Here is a 16,848-nt window from a genome sequence, read left to right as displayed (position 1 = left end):
TTCATTACCCTTCCCGATCGTGCACTTGACCTATATTCACGAATTCGCAGCAGGTTTGGGGTCACAATCCTGATCACGAACCATGATATAATGTAGAACTGTTGAACCTAAATAACCGAACAAGCGAGGTAGCATTGTGGACATTGAAGTAAGTACGTTACATGCATTTTCCGATAAGCCTCTAGGCGGAAACCCTGCAGGAGTTGTTTTACAAGCAGGACACTTATCCGAATCCCAGATGCAGGAGATTGCCAGACAAGTTGGATTTTCAGAGACGGCATTTGTTATGCCATCAGACCAGGCAGATTTCAAAGTTCGTTACTTCACCCCTAGTGATGAAGTTAATCTATGCGGGCATGCAACGATTGCTTTATTTTATTTAATGAAAGCACAGCATATCGTTGAGGTAGGGATGTACACACTGGAGACACTGGCCGGAATACTCGAAGTGGTTGTCCAGAATAATGGTGAAGTCTATCTGTCTCAGGCGCTACCAGAGTTTGGAGAGATTGTTGAACGACAAACCATTGCGGATTCTCTGGGTATTTCTACAGATGATTTACACGCCGAATTACCTGTGCAGATCGTGTCTACCGGATTACGAGATATCTTGATTGCTGTTAAACATGTTGATGTTCTGCCAAAAATCATTCCTGACTTTCAGCTTATCGCTGAAATTAGCAAAGCTAACCATGTCGTAGGTTATCATGTGTTTGCACTCGAACCAGATGCAGAGGTCGCTCTGGCAGAATGCCGGAATTTTGCTCCCCTTTACGATATTCCGGAAGAGAGCGCAACAGGTACATCTAACGGTGCTTTACTCTGTTATTTACATAAATACAACCAACTTTCAGATCCCAATGATAAAATCTATACGATTAGACAAGGATACACCATGAACCGTCCCTCGGAGATCCGAGCCAAATTAACGCTGGACATTTCCAATGAACTCACAAAAATTCAAGTGGGTGGAGTCGCGGTTCATATAGAGAACATTCGAATCCAATTTTCATGAATGCTTTGCTTGAATCTGATGTAAAAATCGTAACACCGCTTCCTCCAATTGATTCAGCCCTGGCTGTTCTATAGGGAAGTGGCCCGCTCCTTCCAACACTACACATTCCTTCTCCACTTTCAATCGATCAAAAAAAGATTGGCTGAACCGTAATGGTGTCATCGGGTCCAGTTCGGGGTGAACCAGCAGGACAGGACATTGATCAAACTGTTCCGGGTCTACCTCCGGCTTCTTATTCAGGAATGTTCTTAACAGTTCCAATGGGACACGCGTCGCTGCCGCTTGTGGATCATTCATAATAAGTCGGGTTAAATCCGAATTATTGGTAATCAGTTGCATTCGCGATACCTGTTTGACGGAGATGCGGATACGATCAAGCAGGCCGGGGAACTGGTCCATCATGCGTTTGCCCCATCGGCTAATCACACGGTTTGGCGCAAGCTGGTCACGCATATCAGCATCACTCGTGTCCACAAAGGTTGTTACGATCAAGCCTTGTACATGCTCACTGCGTGCACTCGTGTGATACGCCAGCATTCCCCCGATGCTGCTTCCCAACACAACGATCGGCTTGCCGTCTTTCTTATATTCACGATCAGCGAGTGAAACAAGCAGCTTGATCCATAGATCATAATTGAGACGTGTGCCAGACAACGCATAGCTTAACCCATACGGTGGAAGATCTGGCGATACTACCTCATAACCTCGGAGCTGCAACATTCGGGCATAAGGAGCGAGCAACCTGCCATTGCCTCCGGCTCCGTGAATGAACAGAATTTTAATTGGCGACTCGGGCGCGGGCAGACGATCGATGTGCAGATGAACCCCGTTCGATTCCCACCACTCCTCTTCAGGATTCGCATGTTCCCCTAGCCTGAATTCTTCCGGAAAGAATGCTTGATACTGTTTCCAATAATGATGTGTTGAATGATATGAAGGCACATTGTTCATGTTGTACATTCTCCTCTTCTCGCAAAACCAATAATCCAGTTGCATGAGCACCATCTTATATAACCAAAAAAAGCCGTGCATTGCACGACTTTTCATTAAGCATACTTTTGACCATAATTTTTCATAAAAAACTTCATACCTCTGTCAATCAGGAAACTGTACATTACCCGGTACAATATATGCTCCACCCGATCCATTTTCAGGCAAAGCCGGAATGGTATCATTCACTACCTGACCGCGAATATCTGTGATGCGAATGTTCAGTTTATCTTTGCCCAGTCCAGTTCCCAGGAAATGATTATAGTCCTGCTTCTCCAGATTGAGCCATGTGCCGTCCTTTTGCTTCACTTCGAGCTTTAGCACCGGATAATTATGATTACGAACCTGGATCGCTGCCCACCACTGACTGCTGCCTTCCTTGATCCGATAGGAAACGTTACCTTTGACCGGAGCTTTCACGACTTTCCAACTGATATCGATTTTGCCTGCCTTCGGATCCCCGATCAGGTTAAAGGCATTTGGTGAAAGATCCAGCGCACCACTGGCTCCCTCAGGATACAGATCCGTTACATATACGGTCGTTTTGCCTTTGGGACCTTGCACTTCTAGATACGCTCCAGCCAGCGCAGCCTTGATGCCATTATAATTAAGCTGATATGGATTAAGTGCCGTAATTTTCATGTCCGCAGGAATAGGATCCAGCAACAGAGCCCCTCCCGAGTATCCTGAACCTGTATAAGTAGCGTAACCTTTGTATGTATCATTCCAAGCGGCAGATGCCGGTAATGCAAACAGCACTAAGCCTAACAATAACGTTGAACCAACCCATTTTAACCGTGGAAATCTGCTTTTTTGATTCATGCCAGAATCCTCCTTGTCGTCAGATACATGCTTGATTACTAGATTACTAGATTTGAATATAACATTATTTTACATAAATTATGATTATTTTCAATCTAATCAGCTAAATAGCATCCAAAGTCCCGTCCAAGTCTTGATCCTTCCACGAGCATGAAAACAACATGTTTATCTCACTTGAATTAGGTGTTTAGACCCGCTAATGTACTCATCTATTCCGAAAAAAGAAAAGCGCCACACCGGGGAGAAATTATCTTCTCCAAGCGGCGTGACGCTTATAGACCGGAGCCCAGAAACTCAATACAGAGTCACATTAATTTGTTAACCTATCCTCTTCACAAAGGCAATAACAGTTTCCATAGATTCACTCTGTCTGCCTTCGTTTCATTCTTTTCCTCAAACGAGCATATTGACTGTAAATCCAGGGCGATTCTTTGGTCAGAATCGGGCCAAGCACTGCAAGAATCAACACATATAATACGGCAAAAGACTGAATGGATGCCATCAGGCCTCCGGCCTTGCCGATGTTCGCCATAATGATGGAGAACTCTCCACGGGACACCAGCGTGAATCCCACATTAAGAGAAGCCTTTGGTGTCATCCCGGCCAATCGGCCCGCGATCATCCCCGCACCATAGTTGCTGGCAATCGTCAGAATAACCGCAATGACGGTCATTCCAACGGCCCCACCAAGGGTCGAAGGTTCAATGGTCAGGCCAAAGCTGAAAAAGAAGATGGCACCAAAGAAATCTTTGAACGGCATGATCTGATGCTCAATTCGGCTGGCATGTCTCGATTCCCCAAGAACGAGCCCCATCATCAAAGCCCCAATCGCCTCAGCCACATGCAGCGTTTCCGAGAAACCCGCCACCAGGAAGAGCAGCGTCATAACCGTAAGCAAAAATAACTCCGATGATTTGATGTTGAGTGCCATATCAATATACTTGATACATTTCCTGCCTATGATTAGAAACAGCACAATAAACAGCAGCGCTGACAGGGATACGAGCAAGACGCTGAGGAATGAGGTAGCCCCACTAAGTACAAGCCCCGTCAGTATGGAGATATGGATGGCGATGAACAGATCATCAAACATGATCATACCCATAATAATCTCCGTCTCCGGGTTCGCCGTGCGCTTCAAATCCACGAGTACTTTAGCCACAATAGCTGTGGAAGAACTCGTCATAATGCCACAGACAACCAACGTTTCCTTGAGTGGCAGCTCCATAAACCAGCCCAGCAGAAGACCGGAAGCAAAATTTAGTCCAACGTAGAACATGCCTCCGGTCAGAATGGCCTTGCCTGATTTCAGCAGACGGGATACCGAGAATTCAAGCCCAAGATAAAAAAGTAAAAACAGAATGCCCAGCCTGCCCATAAATTCAATAAATGACGAGCTTTCGATAAAACGCAGATCCACAATGCCGATCTGTGGTGCATGCGGTCCAACAGCCATGCCAATCAGGATATAGAAAGGTATGACCGAAAATCGTAATCTTGCAGATATTAGCCCCGTAAGTGTAATCAGCGCAACGGCAATTCCCACTTCGAATATGAGCATATCCATAGGCTAGAGCCGTCCATTGGATAACAACCGTTTTAACAGTTTGATCTGATCCCGTTCCCCAGCGACAACAACCGTAGCCCCCGCAGTAAAGGTATAGTCCGGACCCGGATTAAACTGCTTCGTCCTGTTCTTCTCGACCACAGCCAGAATAACCGCACCTGTTGCCTGGCGAATATTCAGTTCTCCGATCGTTCTTCCTATGCTCTCTGAATGCGGTTCAATACGGAGCCATTCAATTAACAGCCCCTCCAGCATCACTTCACGCTCATCCTGAAACGTTGGTTTGTACGTCATGCCGCCAACAATAGCCGCTACCGCACGTGCCTCATCATCGTCCAGTGTGACCAGTGACACCATGTCTCCCAGTTCTTCAGGCGAATCGCCTGACTCCATGTGAAACAGGTCACGCCGCTCATCATTATGAATGACGATGACCAGATGTTCACCGCTGCGTGTATGCAGCCAATACTTACGTCCAATTCCCGGCAAATCCGTCTCTTTAAAGTGCATGATCTGCACCCCCATTCGGCATCCGGTTCAAGGATTCATTGTTCAACGTAATATCCATAATACGTACCCGCATGGAGCCAGCTGGTATATTAATCGACCTCACTTCTCCCTTAAGTCCAAGCAGTAATTGCCGGCCCACAGGGGAGAGGAAGGAAATACGCCCCGCATCCGGGTCAGCGTCATCCGGCATACCAATGGTGAATGAATCGGATGTGTGGAAATCAACGTATTCAAACCGGATCAAGCTACCGATGAGTACCACCGAGTCCAGAGCTTCATCCGAACCGAGAAGCAGCTTCTCAACACACGTTGTATAGGCCGCGAGCAGCCGTTCCATCTGCGAACGTTCCGGATCACGCACGTCAAAATAGGCGTCGAGAAATGTTCTTTTCTCTTCACCGAATATAATGAGCTGGTTCACCAGCATTTCTCTGCAGTTTTGAAAGGAGGACCTATGGTTCATAATAGATCTCACCTCCTATACAAGCCCTGTTCTCCATGTTGATTCGCATGTTTTTCTTCATCATGTTGTTCTCCTCCTTCATATAGATAAAAAAACCACGGATCCCGCGGTCTTACTACCATCTTACCAAAACTAATTTTTTAATCCAGCTATTCCGTTAACTTTACGTTGTATAACGATAATAGGGCAGTCCATCCAGCTTCCAAACTTAACCTTTACATCATATGACAGATCCATAGAAGATTTTAATAACGTCATAAAAAACATTTTATGGATTTCCATCTCGTATTTTTATTTGGTTTCCTGTATATTTAACTACAAACTTTTATGCAATTTATACAAATAGCCATCCCAAGACTTTAACACAATAAAGGAGTGCATTGAAAAAGTGTCGACTATAACTAAGGATTCAACTCAAGTAACTGCTGCAGAGTATGTTCATTCCGTTTACGAATCGGTTATCGCCAGAAATCCACAGGAAAGTGAGTTCCATCAGGCTGTCAAAGAGATCCTGGACTCGCTTATTCCTGTCATTGCAGCTCACCCGAAATATCGGGAAAATGGCTTGCTTGAACAGCTTGTTGAACCAGAACGTGTCATTACATTCCGTGTGCCTTGGGTAGATGATCAAGGTAAGGTACAGGTCAACCGGGGATTCCGGGTTCAGTTCAACAGCGCAATTGGCCCTTACAAAGGCGGACTTCGTTTCCATCCTTCCGTTTACTCGGGAATCGTTAAGTTCCTCGGGTTCGAGCAAATTTTCAAAAATGCCCTGACTGGTCTGCCCATCGGCGGTGGTAAAGGTGGTTCCGATTTCGATCCAAAAGGAAAATCAGATCTGGAAGTTATGCGTTTCACTCAAAGCTTCATGACCGAGCTGTACAAATATATCGGTTCCGATGCGGACGTACCTGCCGGCGACATCGGTGTAGGTGCACGGGAGATCGGTTATATGTTCGGACAGTACAAACGTATCAGCGGTGGACATGAAGCCGGCGTACTTACAGGTAAAGGGCTCCTATACGGAGGAAGTCTTGCACGTAAGGAAGCTACCGGATTCGGATGTGTGTACTTTGTGAAGGAAATGCTGGCATCCAAAGGACTGAGCTTCAAGGACAGCACGGTTGTTGTCTCCGGTTCGGGTAATGTATCCATCTATGCCATTCAGAAGGCTCAGGAGCTTGGAGCTAATGTTGTGGCGTGTAGTGACTCCGGTGGTTACATCTATGATGCTCAAGGAATCAATCTGGATACCGTAAAAAGATTAAAAGAGGTTGATCGTCTGCGGATCAGCGAATATGTCAAAGAGCATCCACATGCCGTATATACCGAAGGCTGTGAAGGCATCTGGTCTATCCCTTGTGATATCGCGCTGCCTTGTGCTACGCAAAACGAAATTGACGAACAGGCTGCTGCGTTGCTCGTGCAAGGCGGAGTTAAAGCCATCGGTGAAGGAGCGAATATGCCTTCCACTTTGGCTGCGATTGATGTGTTCCATAAAGAAGGCGTGCTGTTTGGACCAGCCAAAGCGGCTAACGCTGGCGGAGTAGCCGTGTCCGCGCTTGAAATGTCACAGAACAGCATGCGGTTGTCCTGGTCATTTGAAGAAGTGGACGCCAAGCTGCATGACATTATGTCGAACATCTACACTAGCTGTGTTCAGGCAGCGGATGAGTACGGCTGTGCAGGTAACCTGCTTGCCGGAGCGAACATCGCTGGTTTCCTGAAGGTGGCAGATGCCATGCTCGCGCAAGGTATCGTCTAACTTAGGCAAACCATTCACCACAGGAATTTGCCAGCCAGTGTAATGCCATTTTTTCTAAGATAAATAAAGGGCAGTTCTCCCCAGGGAGAGCTGCCCTTTATGTTTATTTCGTTAGGATGCAACACAAGTGTATGTTCATTTTATATGTGACATGTGATTGGTTATGAATCCAGCATCTGCTGGATGCGAAGCAGAACCATTACCGCCTCAGCACGGGTGAGATTATCCTGTGGAGCAAACCTGTTATTGGCTCTGCCTTTGACAATACCATGCTGTTGCAAGATTTGCACGTAGGGGCGTGCCCACAGGGCCACCTGATCCACATCAAGAAATGACGGTAACGCAGAATTCGCCGAATCCGATTCGTTCTTCAACTGAAATGCTCTAACTACAATGGCAGACATCTCTGCCCGGGTTATGGCAAGATCAGGGGCATAATTTCCATCCGGGTAGCCCTGCATAATGCCTGCTTCACTCACCGCTGATACGGCCGCGAGCCCCCAATCCGGAATATTCTCCTGATCCTTGAAGCTACGCTGTGTTGTCTCTCTTTCTCTCAAAGGCAATTGAAGCATTCGTTGCAGCATAACGGCATATTCCAGCCGGGTAAGGGTCCCATGCGGTCTATAGGTGCCATCTCCATAACCCTGCACAATGCCCTTTTGAGCCGCAATCGCCATCGCCCGATCAGCCCAATCCGGCTGGCCTTCAATGGCAGTGAGATCTTCCCCAAGACCAGGACCCTCCTCCGATTCAGAAGTCACCGTCTCACCCCGAACGATATCAATGTAATATTCCTTGGCCTCGTCATCCAAGCCCTTGACACCGATCGTAACCGGATTGCTGCCATGGTTCAGGTTCACCAGCGTAATATTGCCCTGCTGCGCCGGGGAGCCGTTCACCGTAATACTCTGTCCGATCACAGGCCAATGCAGGGTTACCACCGAGGTATCTGCTGGCAATGTTAGCCGGTAGCGAAACTGCTCCGGGGAAAATGCAGGTTCAAGTTTGCCTGGCGAAACGTTCAGTCCTGTTAAGTTGGACGAGATGGCAGGTGCAGCCGATGCAGTTTGCTGTCCCATTGGAGATGAGGGAACACTTGGAACCGATGGTCCAGATGGATTCCCTGGCTGCACAGGAGGTTCCTCTGGAGTCCCTGGATTCTCTGGATTTCCTGGGTTTTCCGGGTTTTCCGGGTTTTCCGGGTTCTCCGGGTTCTCGGGCCCTCCCGGTTCCCCTGTAGCCGGATCAGTCTCTTGAACGACATGCAGGGTATACTTTCGTTGATTGATCCTGTCCGCCGCTGTAACTTCAATAACGACGTCCTGCGTTGGCGCAATTACAGGCACATTTACGCCTTGGCCCGATTGTGCAGACTGTCCATCAAGAAGCAGACTGGCAGCGGGCTCATACGTACTGGCCGTTACCGTAATGGATGATGCATCCTTCGAGACTTGAATCGTATACTCTTCAAGCTCGGGATCGAATCCGGTCAAGGGCAATCCATCGAAAGCCAGCTTGTGTAAACGGGCATCTGCTGCATTGGCAGTAAATTGTAGAACCCGGACTTGGCCCGCACCATAACCTTGTTCCCTGTCTTTCCGATACCTTACCCACACCTCTTCATTCCCGGGAAAAGTCGGTGATGGTTCAACGGCAAAGGAAGTATAGCTCACGCCAGCATTGGTTGAAAACTCCATATCGGGCGTTGTGCCTACAATAAGATTGGCTTGATCGTCCACGGCAATTTGTTCAGGCGCAGTAACCCGAAGGGTATACCATCCACCATTGTCGTCCCCGCCTAGAAACGAGTAACTCCCATCAGGGTTTTGTTTGGTGCTTGAACCTGATCCCTTTTCGGATAGCTGGTGGACCCACTGCATATTACCTGCTTCATCAGTTTTCAATACAAGCATGTTCAGATCGCTGTCCGTGCCTGATACCACATATCCCCCTTCAACGGCCAGCTTTACGTCCACACCATGGTTTCCTACAGGATATGTCCTCATCCACTCTTGGTCCAGATTGGCATCCAGTTTAAGCAGCATGATCTCCTGTTTAGAGCCAACGACCACATTTCCCGTCAAAATATACCCAAAATCATTCACCGGCGCCATAGCCTCAATCGTTTCGCTTGCATCCGGTGTACCATATGTTCTCTGATTGATCTGCACACCTGTCACATCCACTTCTGTCAGGAGCGCATCGGTATACCAGCTGACTCCATCCTGTTGGGTCGAACCTCCAAGCAGGTGGGTGCCCTTAAAGGAGCGAAGGCTGGCGTGTATAAATTGATTATAGGGCTGCGCATAGGTTGTATTAAATATCTGACTGCTCCCTGGATTCAGCATGACTGCCATCGGGTCCAGTTCACCGTTTGCAGAACGCCGATAACCGGTTAACAAGATCAGTTCATGATCTGTCTTGAGCAAGGAGCTTACACTGCCCTCGACCTCTACAGAAAAGGCAATCTCATGATCCGCATTCAATTTGCCAATGACGGATTGATTCAGATCATTGTTATCGATTCCTGCATACATGTACTCATTGTCCCGCAGCGGAATAACAGCTCGCACATCGTATCTCGGCTCCGTTCCTTCGGTCAGCTGTTTACGCCATAACTCCTTACCTTCCGCATCCGTTTTCAGCAGCGCACTCTGATTCCCGCTCCTGCCTGCCAGAATATATCCGCCATCCTCCGTTGGCTTGGCATCAATGACCGAAAACCCGTCATATCTGGTGACATCCACTTCCCACGTTCGACCACCGGCGTCGGCATGCACGCTCGGTCCATACCCATACAACAGACTTGTCACCAATACTGCAATCCACAAACTAATTCCCGTCTTTCTTATCCGCATTTGTTCTCCCCCACATGACCAGCAGTGTAGTACCTGCAAATTGAATAACCCTATTTTAAGATTAAAATGCAAAGCCGGCGTCTACCCCCCGGTAGAGAAAACAAGACTCCTGATTCGAATTGATCGAATCCCAGTGTAATGGTAAAGTGGTACTGAACTGACTCAATCTGTTTTTTTACTATTAAAGGAAGTGTGCATTTTGTCTAACCAACCATACGCGACCACAGCCGGTCCTCATTTGAGAGCGGACTGCGAGCAATGTTTCGGTCTGTGTTGTGTTGCCTTGCCCTATGGCAAATCATCCGATTTTGCTTTTGACAAATCCAGTGGTACTCCCTGTCCCAACCTGCGTACAGACCATCGCTGCGGAATTCATACCCAGCTCCGGCAAAAAGGGTTCAAGGGCTGCACCGTGTATGACTGTTTTGGCGCCGGACAGAAGCTGTCCCAGATAACCTATGCAGGCAAGGATTGGCGAGATCATCCGGAATCCGCAAGCGAGATGTTCGATTGCCTGCCTGCCCTGAGACAACTTCACGAGCTGCTCAGTTATCTGAATGAAATGCTGATGCGGCCGGAAACGTCTACACTTCATGCCGCTCTGCGAGAAAGATATGAGGAGATACAGCATCTTGCCAATCTGGAGCCAACGGCCCTGCTGCGCCTGGACATTCCTGCTCATCGTGCGATGGTGAACGAGCTTTTGGTCAAGGCAAGTACATTGGTACGCGCCAGTGCACCACCCATGAGTCGTGAACATGGAAAGGGAAAGCTGAAGAGCCAAAAACGTACTGGAAGAGACTTGTTAGGAGCGAATCTGGCAGGGGTTGATCTGCGGGGCGCCAGCTTCCGGGGTGCTCTCATGATTGCTTGTGATCTGCGCAATGCGGACCTGCGACATGCCGATTGGATTGGTGCCGACTTGCGTGATGCCCATCTTGGCGGAGCGGATCTGACCGGCGGCATTTTCCTGACACAATCCCAGATCAATGCAGCTAAGGGCAACGCCCGCACCAAGCTGCCCGTCCATCTGCATATGCCTGAGCATTGGTCTTAGGCATGATTCAGCCAATACGCGTAGAGCAGGATTGTACAGCAAATAGCCCGTCCTTCTTTAGGCGAAGGGCGGGCTACTATGTTCTATTTTACAAAGGATAACAAGCCGTTCAAATGCAATGCCCTGTGACTTGCACTACCGTATTATAACAGGTCGCGGCGAAGATCCTCAGCCGACTTCGGAGACAGGTGACCCAGCGGAATATCAAATACCGTCTTCGCACCCTTCTGCCCTTCCAGGCTCAGACGCTGTGCAGCTCGGGCATACGCCACAAGCACGCTCGCTGTGAATTCCGGGTTGCTGTCCAGCTTCAGACCGAATTCAATAATTTGTTTCTGGCCTGCGCCTGTAACTCCACTGCGAATGACAAACCCGCCATGCGGCATGCCTTCGTGCTCAGCCTTTAACTGCTCTTCAGTAATGAACGTCACCGTAGTATCGTAATCCGAGAAATAGTTCGGCATGGATACAATCGTTTCACGAATCTCATCCTGATTGGCACCCTCTTCAGCCACCACATAGCATTGACGCAAATGCTTCTCGCGTGTGGACAGTTCAGGTGTCTCTCCGGCACGAATGCGGTTAATCACCTCTTCGACAGGTACGGTGTACTGAACACCAGCTTTAACACCTGGAACACGGCGGATAGCATCCGAATGCCCTTGGCTGACCCCTTTGCCCCAGAATGTGTATTCTTTGCCTTCTGGCAGAATGGATTGCGCAAGCAGACGGTTCATCGAGAACAAGCCCGGGTCCCATCCTGTCGAGATGACACTCACATGTCCGCCTTGCTCTGCCGCAGCATGAACTTCCTTATAGAATTCAGGGATTTTGGCATGTGTATCGAAGCTGTCTACCGTATTGAACAATTTGGCGATGGCAGGCGTCTGTTCCGGAAGATCCGTTGCTGAGCCACCGCACAGAATCATGACATCAATTTTGCCTATGTATTGCTCAGCCGCAGAGATATGCTCGAAACGAACCTCTGTGCCTTCAGCGACCATCTGCTCCGGATTACGACGCGTAAAGACCGCAACCAGTTCCAGATCCTCATTTTGTGAAATGGCTTTCTCCACACCTTTACCCAGGTTACCGTACCCTACGATACCAACTTTAATCATGTTCAATCCTCTCCTGTCTTCATCTATAGTTGCCTACTACTCTATTATAATGATATAACATACCATGTAACTTGTCAGGTTTCCAGTAGGTAAAGGCTATTTCAACAGAAATTCACTATCGGATTTGCAACGCGTTCCCCCTTAGTCTAATCATGTTCAATCGAATGGATATCTGGAAAGGCATTCACAGGGGACGTTGCCCATACAACCGATACGATCAAAACCGTTAAGGATAACAGGCAACTTGCCAATAGGATGGACAGAAAGCGGGCGACAACGCTTATATTTTTCATCCAGCTCCCCCGTTCATTATTCATTGAATGAGTGCGCTATCTTCAGAAACTCTGCCGCTACTTGACCGGATACTCGCAGCAACGGATGAATCTCCTCCGTCACGGTTTCCAACCCGCGAGGGCGATCCGTAACGTCGCTGTACCCGGAACCAAAATGATCATGCATTGCAAGTTTCACATGCGGTTTCAACGGTTGATACAACGAACTGAAACCCATATAAGGGTTAGGTGCACCCCTATCTGAGGCAAACGCCATCGTTACGCCATCTTTTCCAGCTGCGTAGAGATGCATATTGGAACCGCTCATTTCGTCGTATGTCCCTGACGGGGAATAAGCCTTCATATCCTGCGTCGATTGATAAGCCTCATATGCCGTACCCGTCAGCAGAACAAGTCCTGTGGCCAGCATCAGCCCTCCCAGCACTTTCAATCCTCGATGTAATCCTTTATTCATTCATTCTCTACCCCTTACTCCCAGGTTCACTATATGTATACTTCAATCCTACCCAAGAACTGGTGGAAACGGAACAATCCAGGGTCCAGTTCGTTCCCCAACCAAAGTCCAGTTTCTCCCCCTACCTGTGGCGTAAAAAGATGTTAAGCCTTCCTGTCCTGCGGGGATGGATAACATGCCAAAAAACCGCAAATCTCCGATGACGGAAACTTGCGGTTGCACTTTTTTAATGATCTTAAACTGACTTCTTCCCGGGCTATCTCGTCAACTACAGCTCCAGTGTTAGACCCACCGGACAATGATCACTGCCCATGACATGACAATCGATATGTGCGTCTTTCACCTTCGAAGTCAGTTGATTGGACACCAGAAAATAGTCGATACGCCAGCCCACATTCCGCTCTCTGACCTTCGGCATGTAAGACCACCAGCTATAAACATCCGTCTGATCCGGATACAGATGGCGGAAGCTATCCACATATCCAGCAGCCAGCAAATCGGTCATCTTGGCTCGCTCTTCGAGCGTAAATCCCGAGTTGCCCAGATTGGACTTTGGATTCTTCAGATCGATCTCCTGATGGGCTACATTCAGGTCTCCACACATGATCACCGGCTTGGTCTGCTCCAATTGCAGCACATATTCCCGGAATCGATCCTCCCATTCCAGTCGGTAAGGAAGTCGGGTCAGATCCCGCTTCGCGTTGGGGGTATACACATTGATCAGGTAAAAATGGTCAAACTCCAGCGTAATCATCCGACCCTCCGGCTCGCTGTCTTCCTCTATCCCGTACCAGACGGATAACGGCTTGATTCGAGTAAATATGGCGGTGCCGGAGTATCCTTTTTTCACCGCATAATTCCAGTATTGATACACGTCTTCCCCCAGATCCATCTCGATCTGACCAGCTTGAAGCTTCGTTTCCTGCACACAGAAAATATCGGCCTGACTCTCGTTATAATAATCCATGAATCCTTTGGTTACACACGCCCGTAATCCATTGACATTCCAGGACACCAGCTTCATATCCTCATCTCCTCACATCTCTCCAATATAGCATGCGCGAATTCGGAAGGACAAGCAGATGAAGAGGAATTCCTGTGTTTTTGTCGAATTATGGGGGATATACTCCGAATGATCAGGAAAGGAAACATATATGTTGATGACCCTTCAATCCAAGCTGAGCTTGCCCTACCTCCATATTCCCACACTGGAGCGTGAACGTCTGAACCATTTACTGGCTAAAGGACTTTTTCGAAAATTAACGCTGGTCACTTCGCCTGCCGGATATGGAAAGACAACGCTGGTCAGCCGCTGGTGCAGCCAGATCACACAGCCGCTGGTGTGGATATCACTGGATGCCGGAGATAACGAGCTTATCCGATTCTGGCAATATATCGCAGCCGGTATTCAAACCGCCCTGCCTGAATTCGGTGTGAAGATCAATGCGTTCAATCACCTGCTCCTCAGTGGCGACAACGAGATGGCGACGGTATATCTATTGAATGAACTCAGTCGAATGACTGGGCCGCTGATTATCGTGCTGGACGATTTCCATTTCATTCAGGCGGATGAAATCAGGCACGCCTTTGCTTATTTCCTTGAATTCATGCCTGCCAGCCTGCATGTTATTCTGATCAGCCGTGAACTGCCCGATCTATCGCTTGCCAAACTGGAGCTTGAACAGGCAGTGCTCCAGATCGAAGCCGATGATATGCGGTTTACGGAGGCGGAAGGAATTATGTTTTTCCGTGATCTGATGAAACTGGAGCTGCCCGAACAGACCTCACGTTCCTTCGTGGATCGTACCGAAGGTTGGATTGCTGCATTGAAGCTTGCTGCTCTCGCGATGGAAAAGCATAGCACACACCACGTGCTCAAAGAGCTTACGAGTAACCCTCGCTTGTTTGAATCCTACTTGCTGGAGGAAGTATTCCGCGACCTTGCTCCGGCAATGCAGCAATTTCTGATGGACTGCAGTGTGTTGCCACGCTTCAACGCCGCTCTGTGCGGAGCCGTCAGCCAGCACCCACAGCCCGGACTTATGCTGGAAGAAGCCGAGAAATCAGGCCTGTTTCTGATTCCGCTACATGATGCAGGAGGCTGGTATCGTTTTCACCCCCTGTTCTCCGCGTTTTTGCTCGCTCAGCTCATGAAGTTATATCCCGGCAGGGAGAATGAACGACGCCGCAGGGCTGCCGAGTGGTGCATGTCACAGCACATGCCCGAAGAAGCCATAGAGCAATGGCTAGCCGCAGGCGACTATGATCAGGTGGCTGATCTGCTGGAGAACATGGCGGATCGTACCCTCATGCGTGAATGGTCGACGATTGGCAACTGGCTGGGGGCTTTGCCTGAATACGTGCTGCTTGCCCGGCCCACCCTGCACTTCTCTTATATGCTCTCGCTCCTATTCGGACGCCAAAGTGTACGCTTTGAATCCGAACTGCACAAAATGGAACGCAGGCTTGCCTCAGACGGGGCGAACTGGACTGAAACCGAGCGACAATCGGTATCCGGCAATCTGGTGCTAATGCGTTCGCTCTATTCGACGTTCAACGAACAGAACAATCTGGCTGCACTGAACAATCTTCAGCAGTTCCAGGAGCATCTGCCCCATATGGGCAACTTTATTCTTGGTATGTTTGACGGGCCTGCCCATCCTACCATGCTTGGTGCATTCCGCGGTCAATTCGGGCAGCTTGCCAAGCCTATCGCAGAGCCCTTTCTGCTGCACATTATCGAACTGATGCGCAATCTGAATCAGCCTGTGCTGGCTTGGCTCTATATTGGATTTGGCGAGCTGCACTATCACTGGAATGAAATGGATCAAGCACAGCATTATATTCAACTGGGCATGGAAGCCGCTGATCTGTTTGAAGATACACAACATCGCGCAAGCATCCGCCTTCCCGGCTGGATCTACATGGCGCGCAGCCTGACTCTTCAGCAGCGGCATCAAGAAGCGGTGCAATACCTGAACGAAGCAGTGGCTGAACTGGAAGAACAGCAGATGGATGATGCCGTCATTCACGTGCAGGCAGAGCTCGCTCGCATGCTCCTGATGAATGGTGATACCAGACAGGCCATCGACTGGATTGGCCGGTGGAAACTTGCTGCCACAGATCCCATCTCCATCTATCATTTGCATATCTATTTGCAATTGGCACGCTTTCTCATCCTAATGGGCAAAACAGAGCAGGCCCTGCCACTGATTGAACGGCTTGATCAACTGACTGAACAGGAGAAACGCCCCATCGAAGCCATTGAAGCCAATCTGCTTCATGCACTGGCATTCTCCGGCTCGGGACGAATGGATGCCGCACTGATCTATATAGGCCAAGCGCTTCATCTGGCAGAGGCCGAAGACTTTATTACCCTGTTCTTGCAGGAGAGCGCCGCCTCAGCCGGGTTGATCCAGTCCTATATGCAGCTGAAGCCTAGCCATGAATGGAGCATCAGAAATAAACCGTCCACCTCTTATGTGAAGCAGGTACTTCAGGCCTTCAATCCCCGCCCTCTTTTCGGACAGGATTCCACGGCTCCCCACCTGATGGAAACCATCGCTTCACTCACCCCGAAAGAGCGGCTGGTACTGATCCATATGTCCCATGGACATGCAAACCGTGAAATTGCGAGCCGCATGAATATCGGGACAGGCACCATAAAAACGCATATCAATCGCATATATAGCAAGCTTGGCGTCACGTCCAGACTGGAAGCCATTGGTAAGACGCTGGAAGCCGGATTAAACGAAGATTGAAGATGACGGAAGGGTGCCACACCAAGTCGGTCAAGTCGATCACTCCGGTCAAACAAACCCGAAACAGGCTAACCAGCACATTCTGGTTAGCCTGCTCATACATAGGGAGGATCATAATCCGCCTTCATGCAGCCGCGGAGCACCGCGGCTTTTTCATCACTTCAAATGA

14 protein-coding genes are annotated in these 16,848 nt (G+C 48.9%); 4 read left to right on the top strand and 10 right to left on the bottom strand.

Features of this window, described 5'->3' with window-relative positions; all coding sequences use genetic code 11:
* The first annotated feature begins 136 nt into the window (after positions 1–136).
* A complete protein-coding gene (locus P5G61_RS00540; RefSeq protein ID WP_301243325.1) occupies positions 137–1,015 on the top strand; it encodes a PhzF family phenazine biosynthesis protein in 879 nt (292 codons plus the stop codon).
* Here the strand turns inward: P5G61_RS00540 and P5G61_RS00535 are convergent.
* The 5 genes from P5G61_RS00535 to P5G61_RS00515 all read right to left on the bottom strand — a co-directional run bounded on the left by P5G61_RS00535 (position 1,010) and on the right by P5G61_RS00515 (position 5,367).
* Complete coding sequence (locus P5G61_RS00535) at positions 1,010–1,966, bottom strand: alpha/beta hydrolase (protein WP_301243323.1); 957 nt, start codon at positions 1,964–1,966, stop codon at positions 1,010–1,012. The genes P5G61_RS00540 and P5G61_RS00535 overlap by 6 nt on opposite strands.
* Before the next feature lie 144 nt (positions 1,967–2,110).
* Positions 2,111–2,827, bottom strand: a complete 717-nt coding sequence (gene exlX / locus P5G61_RS00530) for an expansin ExlX (protein ID WP_301243321.1) — start codon at positions 2,825–2,827, stop codon at positions 2,111–2,113.
* 361 nt (positions 2,828–3,188) lie between these two features.
* A complete protein-coding gene (locus P5G61_RS00525; RefSeq protein ID WP_301243319.1) occupies positions 3,189–4,394 on the bottom strand; it encodes a cation:proton antiporter in 1,206 nt (401 codons plus the stop codon).
* A gap of 3 nt (positions 4,395–4,397) precedes the next feature.
* The gene (locus P5G61_RS00520) at positions 4,398–4,904 is read right to left on the bottom strand and encodes a cation:proton antiporter regulatory subunit (RefSeq protein ID WP_024628644.1); all 507 of its coding nucleotides are present in this window, start codon (positions 4,902–4,904) and stop codon (positions 4,398–4,400) included.
* Complete coding sequence (locus tag P5G61_RS00515; protein WP_301243315.1) at positions 4,894–5,367, bottom strand: GreA/GreB family elongation factor; 474 nt, start codon at positions 5,365–5,367, stop codon at positions 4,894–4,896. The genes P5G61_RS00520 and P5G61_RS00515 overlap by 11 nt, the downstream gene beginning before the upstream one ends.
* A 388-nt stretch (positions 5,368–5,755) precedes the next feature.
* On the opposite strand from P5G61_RS00515, the gene gdhA reads away from it, so the two are divergent.
* On the top strand, positions 5,756–7,132 hold the full coding sequence (gdhA, locus tag P5G61_RS00510) for an NADP-specific glutamate dehydrogenase (protein WP_063565366.1): 1,377 nt from the start codon (positions 5,756–5,758) through the stop codon (positions 7,130–7,132).
* Between the two features lie 161 nt (positions 7,133–7,293).
* Here gdhA and P5G61_RS00505 read toward each other — a convergent pair whose 3' ends face one another.
* The gene (locus tag P5G61_RS00505; protein WP_301243310.1) at positions 7,294–9,993 is read right to left on the bottom strand and encodes an S-layer homology domain-containing protein; all 2,700 of its coding nucleotides are present in this window, start codon (positions 9,991–9,993) and stop codon (positions 7,294–7,296) included.
* A 199-nt stretch (positions 9,994–10,192) separates the two neighbouring features.
* Between P5G61_RS00505 and P5G61_RS00500 the strand changes: the two genes are divergently transcribed.
* Positions 10,193–11,050, top strand: coding sequence for a pentapeptide repeat-containing protein (locus P5G61_RS00500; RefSeq protein ID WP_301243308.1), 858 nt, complete (start codon positions 10,193–10,195; stop codon positions 11,048–11,050).
* A 143-nt stretch (positions 11,051–11,193) separates the two neighbouring features.
* On the opposite strand, the gene P5G61_RS00495 is transcribed toward P5G61_RS00500, so the two are convergent.
* The 4 genes from P5G61_RS00495 to P5G61_RS00480 all read right to left on the bottom strand — a co-directional run bounded on the left by P5G61_RS00495 (position 11,194) and on the right by P5G61_RS00480 (position 13,942).
* Positions 11,194–12,171, bottom strand: coding sequence for a diaminopimelate dehydrogenase (locus P5G61_RS00495; protein ID WP_379380852.1), 978 nt, complete (start codon positions 12,169–12,171; stop codon positions 11,194–11,196).
* Between the two features lie 146 nt (positions 12,172–12,317).
* Positions 12,318–12,464, bottom strand: coding sequence for a hypothetical protein (locus tag P5G61_RS00490; RefSeq protein WP_301243304.1), 147 nt, complete (start codon positions 12,462–12,464; stop codon positions 12,318–12,320).
* 16 nt (positions 12,465–12,480) lie between these two features.
* Complete coding sequence (locus tag P5G61_RS00485) at positions 12,481–12,918, bottom strand: hypothetical protein (protein WP_301243302.1); 438 nt, start codon at positions 12,916–12,918, stop codon at positions 12,481–12,483.
* Positions 12,919–13,186: 268 nt separating this feature from the next.
* On the bottom strand, positions 13,187–13,942 hold the full coding sequence (locus P5G61_RS00480) for an exodeoxyribonuclease III (RefSeq protein WP_301243300.1): 756 nt from the start codon (positions 13,940–13,942) through the stop codon (positions 13,187–13,189).
* Between the two features lie 130 nt (positions 13,943–14,072).
* Here P5G61_RS00480 and P5G61_RS00475 point away from each other — a divergent pair, with 130 nt between their 5' ends.
* The gene (locus tag P5G61_RS00475; protein ID WP_301243298.1) at positions 14,073–16,679 is read left to right on the top strand and encodes a winged helix-turn-helix domain-containing protein; all 2,607 of its coding nucleotides are present in this window, start codon (positions 14,073–14,075) and stop codon (positions 16,677–16,679) included.
* Positions 16,680–16,848: the final 169 nt, after the last annotated feature.

The organism is Paenibacillus vandeheii (assembly GCF_030433635.1).
Lineage (GTDB): Bacteria > Bacillota > Bacilli > Paenibacillales > Paenibacillaceae > Paenibacillus > Paenibacillus vandeheii.
The sequence above is the reverse complement of the archived record's forward strand: the minus strand, read 5'-3'. Positions and strand labels throughout refer to the sequence as shown.

Bases quoted from the DNA above. Each gene is read 5' to 3' on its own strand.
- P5G61_RS00535 (WP_301243323.1), bottom strand. From the start codon at position 1,966: ATGAACAATGTGCCTTCATATCATTCAACACATCATTATTGGAAACAG.
- exlX (WP_301243321.1), bottom strand. From the start codon at position 2,827: ATGAATCAAAAAAGCAGATTTCCACGGTTAAAATGGGTTGGTTCAACG.
- P5G61_RS00525 (WP_301243319.1), bottom strand. From the start codon at position 4,394: ATGGATATGCTCATATTCGAAGTGGGAATTGCCGTTGCGCTGATTACA.
- P5G61_RS00520 (WP_024628644.1), bottom strand. From the start codon at position 4,904: ATGCACTTTAAAGAGACGGATTTGCCGGGAATTGGACGTAAGTATTGG.
- P5G61_RS00515 (WP_301243315.1), bottom strand. From the start codon at position 5,367: ATGAACCATAGGTCCTCCTTTCAAAACTGCAGAGAAATGCTGGTGAAC.
- P5G61_RS00505 (WP_301243310.1), bottom strand. From the start codon at position 9,993: ATGCGGATAAGAAAGACGGGAATTAGTTTGTGGATTGCAGTATTGGTG.
- P5G61_RS00495 (WP_379380852.1), bottom strand. From the start codon at position 12,171: ATGATTAAAGTTGGTATCGTAGGGTACGGTAACCTGGGTAAAGGTGTG.
- P5G61_RS00490 (WP_301243304.1), bottom strand. From the start codon at position 12,464: ATGAAAAATATAAGCGTTGTCGCCCGCTTTCTGTCCATCCTATTGGCA.
- P5G61_RS00485 (WP_301243302.1), bottom strand. From the start codon at position 12,918: ATGAATAAAGGATTACATCGAGGATTGAAAGTGCTGGGAGGGCTGATG.
- P5G61_RS00480 (WP_301243300.1), bottom strand. From the start codon at position 13,942: ATGAAGCTGGTGTCCTGGAATGTCAATGGATTACGGGCGTGTGTAACC.
- P5G61_RS00475 (WP_301243298.1), top strand. From the start codon at position 14,073: ATGTTGATGACCCTTCAATCCAAGCTGAGCTTGCCCTACCTCCATATT.